Source organism: Bacteroidota bacterium (genome assembly GCA_039714315.1).
GTDB lineage: Bacteria > Bacteroidota > Bacteroidia > Flavobacteriales > JADGDT01 > JADGDT01.
In genome coordinates, this window is the sequence record JBDLJM010000153.1 from 1 (window position 1) to 7,237 (window position 7,237).

The following is a 7,237-nucleotide window of genomic DNA, read 5'->3' on the forward strand; positions in this document are numbered from 1 at the left end:
TCCTCTCATCCTCTCATTCTCTCATCCTCTCATTCTCTCAATCTCTCATCCTCTCAATCTCTCATCCTCAATCTTATCTTTTACTAACTAGTTTTAGGTATAAACTTTCTACTTTTTCTCTTGCCCAGGGAGTTTTTCTAAGGAATTTCAGACATGATTTTATCGAAGGATCCTTTTTAAAACAGTTTATGTTAATCATTAAACTCAATTCATTCCAGCCAATTTCTTTCTCTAAATATTCTAAAATATCTGCCAGTTTAACACCGTGCATAGGGTTGTTTACCTGGGTGTTTTTGCTGTTGTTCTCCATAGTTCTTAAGATATGCTATACCTATTTATCAAAGTTACGCAAAAAACCAGTAATCTTTTACCGGTTCCTTGCCCCATGATTCCAGTTGTTTTTTGATATCCTTTTTCCCTTCAGGTGATGATACAACAACCATTATTTGAGCATTGGCAATGTTTTCGATATCGTTAAAATGTTTCATTTTTACCCCGTAAATATCTTTACCTATTTTATTATTGTTGTCGCACATCCAATGGAAAGTATCACCATACGATTGTAACAGTTTAGCCATATCTTTGCCGTTCTTACCTGCTCCCCACAATACTAAAGGTCTTGATTTGTCTCTGTCGAGTTCATAGAAGAAACGTAATTTGAGGTCGAAATACCTGTTGTCCTTATATTCTTCCCAGGTTCTCGAAATCCTGTTCGACCTGTCTCTCCAGTGGTGTAATATTTTATCGATACCAATTACATTAAGTTCTTTTTTGTAAAACCTGAAGCAAAGGTCGTAATCTTCGGGGTAGACTAAAGGGTCGAAAGCACCAACTTCGTTAAAATCATCCCTGTGTATAATCCAACAGTGTGATGGAATTACACATTCGGTGTAAATTTCCTGATAATGCGTGCTTGTTTTGGCAACATTGTTTAGCCAGTTCTCGTATTTAATAAATCCGTCACCAACTTCGCCATCATCTACAAAATGTTCTGTTCCTCCGGCAATAACGGATCCTTTGCCGTATTTATTCCATTCGTCTACCAGAACCTGTAATTTATAATCAGGCATTTTGTCGTCAGAATCCATTCTGTTTATCAGAGTTCCTTTTGCCTGTGCATAAGCAACCTGAAGAGTAGGGATTAGCTTTGGTTTATCGCTGTTGTAGTACCTGACTCTGGAATCTTTATTTGCATATTCCTGAAGAATAATAGGTGTTTCGTCCGATGAATGATCATTCACAGCTATTAGTTCCCAATTTTGATATGTTTGGTCAATAATAGAGTCAATGCAATCGTGCAAATACGGGGCAGTATCTTTTACCGCCATTATGATTGATACTAGTGGTTGATTATTCATTTAGTATTATTCTTTTTCCAGGAATTTGGTAAGTTTTTTTCTATTTCGATATTCTCAAATTCTTTACTTGAGCGCGAGCCATTAGCTTTTACCCATTCAGCCATAACAGGTAGTCCTTTTTCTAAACCGGTATAAGGTGTCGGTTCAAAAATTTCTTCAAACTTTGTGTGATCGGAGTATGCATGTAGAACTTCATCACGTTTTTCTAGTTCAATCAAATTAAGTTCCGATCCCATTGCCTGTGAAACGGAAATAGCAAGTTCCTTAACGGTATTTACTTCTTTCCCCCCGATATTGAATGTTTGGTTATATGCTTTGGCGATATTTACAGAATCAGCAATATATGGCGCTACATCATCTATATAGCTAAAAGCTCTGCTTTGACTGCCATCTCCGAATATACTGAGATTTTCTTTTTTCAGTATTTGATTCATGAAAATTCCAACTACATTTCTGTATTTATCACCAATATTCTGATGTGCCCCGTAAACATTATGCGGACGGAAAATTACATAGTTCAGTCCAAACATTTTATTTGCGTTTTGCAGGTCCATTTCAACAGCATATTTTGCTATACCATAAGGATCTTCCGGTTGTGGATGTTGCGTTTCAATTAGAGGTAAATCATTAGAACCGTATACAGCTATCGAAGAAGTGAAAACAAAACATTTTACTTTGTGATTAACTGAAGCATTAATAAGGTTTATGCTGCCAATGAGATTGTTTTGGTAGTTAAATCTTCTTATAAAGTGACTTAATCCCTCAGCTGCATAGGCAGCTAAATGATATACGTAATCGAATTTATGTTTGTTGAATAAAATTTCAACTAAATCAGTATCTGTGATAGAACCTATAATCAGTTCTGCTTCAGGATTCACATTCTCTTTACTGCCTCCCGAAAGATCATCAAGTACTACAACCCTGTGGTTTTGATTTATTAAATGCTTAACAACATGCGAGCCAATAAAACCCGCTCCGCCGGTTACCAGTGAGCATATCTTCATTTGGCAAACCTACAAAAATATGGCGTCATTAAGAATCCTTATTTTCCGGAATCTGTTCCATAGCTTTTTCGGCAATCGCTGTAATAGAAAGAGAAGGATTTACTCCCGGATTGGCCGATATCATCGATCCATCAATCACATACATGTTGTTGTAGCCAAAAACCTCGTTGTTTTTATTGATAACTCCCGTTGTTGGTGAGTCTCCCATAACTGCTCCACCCAATATATGCGCTGTAGATGGAATTCCGGCAAGTGTTTCCAGAGCAAACGAAGTAGCCTTGCCCTTTGTTATTTTGCTGTATTTTTCGGTTAAAGCAATCGATTCCGGAATATAAGCACTTGGTTTTGTTCCACTGCTGACTGACGATGTCATCATTCCGAAGATATTCTTTTTGAATTTTAGAGTACTGTCTACAGTTTGCATAAATAACAGAACAACGGTACTTTTTGACCATGAATTTACAAGGTAAATTTTAAAATATGAAAGGGGCGATTTTATTATTACCCCAAACATTTTAATTAATCTGATGATGGCGTTTTTACCTGTAGAGTAGGGCATGTGGAATATTCTCCAAAAGGATGAACCTTCCGAATAGCGGACTATTTCTAAGTGACTGTTATCGTCGGTATGTAATAAACTTCCTATAGCAATTCCTTTTGAAACATCTTTCGACTGGTCGAGCGTAGAAACGCTTACCAGAGTTTCGTTATTTGTTCTTATATCATCTCCAAGTTTGTCCGAAAGAAAGGGCAATGATTTAGACTTAATTTTCAAAAGAAGCTTAACTGTTCCAAGCACTCCTCCCGAGAAAATTATTCCCTTCGAAGTGATGTTTTTCTTTTTCTTAAAGAACTTTGTGCTTGATTTAGTGGACACTTTATAACCCTTGGTTCCATCTTTTTCATCCAATGGTACAACATCGTAAACTTCGTTCTCTGCAATTATTTCGGCACCTGATTTCTGCGCGAGATAGAGATAGTTTTTATCAAGTGAGTTTTTGGCATTATGCCTGCAACCGGTCATGCATCCTCCGCAAAAAGTACATCCTGCTCTGTCAGGTCCTTTTCCTTCGAAATACGGATCTGCAACTTCTATACCTTCTTCACCGAAGAAAACCGATACTTCAGGATGTTCGAATTTGTCTTCCCGCCCAATTTCGCGTGCAAGTTCTTTTAGGATATTATCACCGTCAAATAATTTGGGGTTTCTGGCAGCACCCAGCATTTTTAGTGCTTTTTGGTAAAAAGGTTTTAATTCTGTTTGCCAGTCATTGAGATCTTTCCAGCTTCCAGATTTGAAAAAATCGGACTTTGGAACAGGCAGTGTGTTGGCATACACCAACGATCCTCCACCAACGCCGGTTCCCGATATTACAACTATATGACGGAAGATGCTAAGTTTCATTATACCAAAAAAACTGGCAAAGGGCATCCATAACCACTTTCTAAGGTTCCAGTTTGTTTTTGCAAAATCTTTAGATTTGTACCACTTTCCTTTCTCAATCACCAATACTTTGTATCCTTTTTCCGAAAGTCTTAAGGCACTTACCGACCCGCCAAAGCCACTGCCTATTATTATGTAGTCGTAATCGTATTTCATATTAAGAATGAGGGATTATTAAGTAGTCACTTGTGTAAACATAGTTAATTTTAATAATCTGTAGTATATTACTCTTTGTTTTTCCTAAAAAAATAGGAAAGGAGTAAACTATTAATATGGTTTAGTTAGGCTAACAACTATTATTTACACGATTTTGTAAATCAAATTTACAGCCATTGCAAGGAGGATAACTGCTAAAAGTCTTCTTACTGAGTTTGGATCCAGACGTTTATGCATAAAAGAAGTACCCAGAGTAGCTCCTATAATTCCGGCAGATGTTACAATTAAAATTAATTTCCAGTCGATGTTACCAAGTAACCAGTAGGTTACAAATGCCGAAAAAGAAGAGAAAGGAATAACAAAGGCGGTAATAACGGTTGTTTTTTTGGGGTTAAATCCAAGCATAAGCATAGCCGGTGAAATAACTCCGCCACCTCCGATACCCAAAAGCCCGGACATTAGTCCTGCCACTGAGCCGATTATTGATAGTTTTAAATATGGGATGTTTTTTCGGTCAATTTCCTCGTATTCATCTCTTTTAAAGAAAATAAACATAAGTCCCGAAAACACGAGAAAAAGAACAAAGAGGATAAGAATAACCATAGTTGGTATAAACTGACTTGCATAAGCACCGACAACAGCAAATAAAAAAGAGAATACTATTAGAGGTATGCCGATTTTATAATCCAGTCTTCCGTTTTTTATATTCGAAATACTGGCACTTATCATGCTAATTGTATTGTTGAACAAACCGGTCGGTTTTGCAATGTTTAGAGGAACTCCGAGCGATACAAGTATGGGAACCATAACAGAAGCTGTGCCAACACCTCCCATGGCGAATATAAATGAGGCAATTAATGAGATTGCGAATATCAGGTAGTCCATATCGGAAAATAGATTGTTTTGTTGGTATGCGAATTTATAGATAATTTTTTAGATGTAGTTACAATGTAGTAATCAAGATTATGGAGCTGCCTTGCCGTCCTTCAGAGATAGCTGCTCCGTGACTTTTTTTTTGTGTATTTTAAGCTGATATTTACTTGATTATGCAGTGTTATTTCGTTAAATTTATTTAAGATTAATTACAAAATAAAAAGCTATGTATAAGATACGAGATTACTTCAGCAATAAGGTTATGTCACTTACTCATGATGGAGAAAAAGAGGCTTTTTCTGTTGGGATTGTAGCACCTGGAGAGTATGGTTTTGGTGCAATAGCAAAGGAACATTATAGGGTTACTTCAGGAGAAATTTCTTTTTGGGAAGAAGATGGCAAACAGTGGAAAGTATGTAGAGAAGGAGAGGAGTTTAAAGTTGTAGAGCACAAAGATTTTAAAATTAAAGCAGATAAAGTAAGTTCTTATATTTGTTTTTATTGATTAGCATTTATCTCATATAGCCGCGGTGTCGCTATCTCCATAATTATGATAGCGACACCGTGACTTATAGCGAGTCAGTTTTACCTTTCTTCGTCCGACCAAACAGCAAGTTCATTTCCCGAAGGGTCTTTGAAATGAAATCTGTTCCCGCCGGGAAAAGAGAAGATCTCTTTTGAAATTTTTCCGCCGAACTCAATAACCCTGTCTTTAGTCTTGTCAAGATTGTTATTGTATAAAACTACAAGTGCTCCATTGCAGATTTCTTTATCTGTTTGTTCAAAACCTCCGTAAACACCGCTTTCAGAGAATGATGCGTAGGTTGGACCATAGTCTTTAAAGCTCCAGTTAAAAGTGTTCCGGTAAAATTCTTTTGATTTCTCCAGATCATTAGTTTTAAACTCTATGTACGAGATTTGATTATTTTCCATGTCATTGTTTTTTAGATTGTTAAATTTAAGAAATATTCTGTAGTAATGGTGCTGCTATATCCATAATCATGATAGCGATATCGTTACTTATGCTATAAAAACAAAAATCCCGCTCTGATTTAATCGGGCGGGATTAATTTTAAATAAATATCAAAATGATCGGTAAAAACTTCTTTATAACAATCTTTGGACTAAAAAACACTCAAAATAAACCGTTATTTTTTCATGCTTCTTTGCTCAAACCTCACAGTTATAAAACTTTGGGTGTTTTTTTTCTCTGGTAGAATTCAGGTTAATGATATTCATCTTAATTATCCATACGGACAAAGGGTTCGGGTGTTTGTTCTGATTCCTGAATTTCGGGTGTGCCATTATTGTATTCCCGTACAGCTTTCTTAAGGTTTCTTACACCTCCTATTTCTACTATTATTGTTCCGGCAAGGGCTAGTCCAATGCCACCTGCTGCAATTATAAAATTATCTTTCATACCCTTTTCACTTAAATCGTCGGTTAGTGCCTTTCCCAGTCCATAAATAGCTTCACCAAAAAATATAGTAACTCCGCCATAGAAAAGAGATTTACCAATTATTGTATTCTTTCTGAATTTATCGAGGTAAACCAAACTTTTTGCATTGTCTGATAGCTCTTTTCTAAGGCTGCTGTAGCGTACTTTATGTATTTCGCCAAAACCTCTGTTGTAATAGTACCACGATCGTGAAGAAACACCTCCTGTATTCATGTCAGTATAGGTTTTTCTAAATTCAAAAAGGTTAACTTCCCCGTTTTCCAGTGAGAATGCAAATCGGCTTTTTCCCCAAAAAGAATATTTAGTAACATTTGCATGTAAGTTTCCGTTCATAGAGAAAAACTTTATTTCCGGAGCTTTGTATGTATTATCGTTGATAGTTATCCTTGGTTTGCTAAAAAAAGGTTTGTAATATACCATTTCTTCGCCCTCAATAAGTTTATCATTGTTCAGAATTACATAATTGTCAGATTTCTGGGATTTAGCCACAATTGTTGCAAATAAAAATGTAAAAAGTAAAATTCTATTTTTCATATGTATATTGTTTGTGTTTTTAAGTTATATTTTGTAACCTAAATTATTCTAATGATTAAGTTTTGACAAAAATATGTCGTAATATAATGTTTGATGTTGATGGAATAAGATTCTTACAAATGTACTTGTTGCAATAAAAATACTGGAGCTTGAGTATTTAACTCAAGCTGTCGCGCAACTGTATCGCGTGGTTAGTATCCAATATCAACTACAAACAATAATTTCTTACATTCCTTTTTCTTCGGAATAATCTCTCGCACTACTATCTACATAATCTTCTGGATTATGAAATTTATAGTTTCGGCTCATTTAGTGAATATAGAAACCTTATGCTAGATATGTTTACTACTCGATGCAATTGTGCGGCAGCGGGGGAGGTGATGACAAAAAAATAACCGCAACGTAACGC

The 7,237-nt window shown here is 35.9% G+C and carries 8 protein-coding genes; 1 reads left to right on the plus strand and 7 read right to left on the minus strand.

What is annotated here, in order from left to right:
- Positions 1 to 73: 73 nt before the first annotated feature.
- The 5 genes from ABFR62_12170 to ABFR62_12190 all read right to left on the minus strand — a co-directional run bounded on the left by ABFR62_12170 (position 74) and on the right by ABFR62_12190 (position 4,847).
- Positions 74 to 310 (minus strand): VF530 family protein, encoded by a 237-nt coding sequence (locus ABFR62_12170; GenBank protein MEN8139178.1) that lies wholly within the window; start codon positions 308 to 310, stop codon positions 74 to 76.
- Positions 311 to 344: 34 nt separating this feature from the next.
- A complete protein-coding gene (locus tag ABFR62_12175) occupies positions 345 to 1,358 on the minus strand; it encodes a glycosyltransferase (protein ID MEN8139179.1) in 1,014 nt (337 codons plus the stop codon).
- A complete protein-coding gene (locus ABFR62_12180; GenBank protein MEN8139180.1) occupies positions 1,355 to 2,362 on the minus strand; it encodes an NAD-dependent epimerase/dehydratase family protein in 1,008 nt (335 codons plus the stop codon). The genes ABFR62_12175 and ABFR62_12180 overlap by 4 nt, the downstream gene beginning before the upstream one ends.
- Positions 2,363 to 2,390: 28 nt before the next feature.
- Entirely contained in the window at positions 2,391 to 3,962 is a 1,572-nt protein-coding gene (locus ABFR62_12185) for a GMC family oxidoreductase (GenBank protein MEN8139181.1), read from the minus strand.
- A 144-nt stretch (positions 3,963 to 4,106) separates the two neighbouring features.
- Positions 4,107 to 4,847 carry a sulfite exporter TauE/SafE family protein gene (locus ABFR62_12190; GenBank protein MEN8139182.1) on the minus strand — a complete coding sequence of 247 codons (741 nt, stop codon included), beginning with the start codon at positions 4,845 to 4,847 and terminating at the stop codon, positions 4,107 to 4,109.
- Between the two features lie 214 nt (positions 4,848 to 5,061).
- Between ABFR62_12190 and ABFR62_12195 the strand changes: the two genes are divergently transcribed.
- The gene (locus tag ABFR62_12195) at positions 5,062 to 5,340 is read left to right on the plus strand and encodes a pyrimidine/purine nucleoside phosphorylase (protein MEN8139183.1); all 279 of its coding nucleotides are present in this window, start codon (positions 5,062 to 5,064) and stop codon (positions 5,338 to 5,340) included.
- Between the two features lie 80 nt (positions 5,341 to 5,420).
- On the opposite strand, the gene ABFR62_12200 is transcribed toward ABFR62_12195, so the two are convergent.
- Together ABFR62_12200 and ABFR62_12205 are read right to left on the minus strand one after the other, a co-directional pair.
- Positions 5,421 to 5,768: a VOC family protein gene (locus tag ABFR62_12200; GenBank protein MEN8139184.1), complete on the minus strand. Its 348-nt coding sequence runs from the start codon at positions 5,766 to 5,768 to the stop codon at positions 5,421 to 5,423.
- Between the two features lie 307 nt (positions 5,769 to 6,075).
- Positions 6,076 to 6,828, minus strand: a complete 753-nt coding sequence (locus ABFR62_12205) for a hypothetical protein (protein ID MEN8139185.1) — start codon at positions 6,826 to 6,828, stop codon at positions 6,076 to 6,078.
- Positions 6,829 to 7,237: the final 409 nt, after the last annotated feature.

Coding starts and splice junctions, on each gene's coding strand:
- ABFR62_12170 (MEN8139178.1), bottom strand. CDS start 310: ATGGAGAACAACAGCAAAAACACCCAGGTAAACAACCCTATGCACGGT.
- ABFR62_12175 (MEN8139179.1), bottom strand. CDS start 1,358: ATGAATAATCAACCACTAGTATCAATCATAATGGCGGTAAAAGATACT.
- ABFR62_12180 (MEN8139180.1), bottom strand. CDS start 2,362: ATGAAGATATGCTCACTGGTAACCGGCGGAGCGGGTTTTATTGGCTCG.
- ABFR62_12185 (MEN8139181.1), bottom strand. CDS start 3,962: ATGAAATACGATTACGACTACATAATAATAGGCAGTGGCTTTGGCGGG.
- ABFR62_12190 (MEN8139182.1), bottom strand. CDS start 4,847: ATGGACTACCTGATATTCGCAATCTCATTAATTGCCTCATTTATATTC.
- ABFR62_12195 (MEN8139183.1), top strand. CDS start 5,062: ATGTATAAGATACGAGATTACTTCAGCAATAAGGTTATGTCACTTACT.
- ABFR62_12200 (MEN8139184.1), bottom strand. CDS start 5,768: ATGGAAAATAATCAAATCTCGTACATAGAGTTTAAAACTAATGATCTG.
- ABFR62_12205 (MEN8139185.1), bottom strand. CDS start 6,828: ATGAAAAATAGAATTTTACTTTTTACATTTTTATTTGCAACAATTGTG.